General features: G+C 54.3%; 2 protein-coding genes. Both read left to right on the forward strand.

The annotated features are described in order from the left end of the window. A partial coding sequence (locus ACWGTI_RS32620) for a gamma-glutamyl-gamma-aminobutyrate hydrolase family protein (RefSeq protein ID WP_454590675.1) occupies positions 1-253 on the forward strand: 253 nt, incomplete at its 5' end. Further along, positions 250-669 (forward strand): EamA family transporter (locus tag ACWGTI_RS32625; protein ID WP_454590676.1); only part of this gene is annotated, 420 nt, incomplete at its 3' end. The genes ACWGTI_RS32620 and ACWGTI_RS32625, both read left to right, overlap by 4 nt.

Here is a 669-nt window from a genome sequence, read left to right on the forward strand (position 1 = left end):
GACAAATTCTATTTCCGTCAACACACTGCACCAGCAGGGCATTGCGCGATTGGCGGATGGTCTTGCTGTTGATGCGCGATGCGTGGACGGCGTCATCGAAGCCGTATCGGTAAAGGAGGCAACGACATTTGCAGCAGCTGTGCAATGGCATCCTGAATGGTTTCACGACGAGGATCCGCTCAGCGGTGAAATCTTCCGTGCCTTCGGTGAGGCGTGCCATTTTCATGTGAAAGGAACAACGTTACAGCCATGAAAAGTAAGTATCCTTCGCCAATCCGCGGCGCTGCTTTCGCCCTTTTTGCGGCCCTGTCAAATGGAACCGTCGGTGTACTGTCCCGCTCCGCCTTCAATGAAGGTATCGGTCACACGGCTGTCGCATTCTGGCGTTGCGGCATCGCGCTTTCGCTGATTTCGATCGTCGTTCTCTGGAAAGCTGGGGGTTTGGCCCGATTAACTGCCGCTTTCGCGGGGTCGTGGAAAATTGCGGTTTGCTCCGCACTTGGCATCTTTACGCTTTATCATTTTGAAACCCACGCTTTCGATTATGCGCCGATCCCGCTTGTCGCCATCCTCGTTTTTGCCGGGGGGCTTGGCGCAATCGCGCTCGACATCGTCATCTTGAAGGAAAGAGTAACGACGCAGAAGGCGTTTGCCATGGTTATGGTCTTT

Source organism: Mesorhizobium sp. ArgA1 (assembly GCF_053714375.1).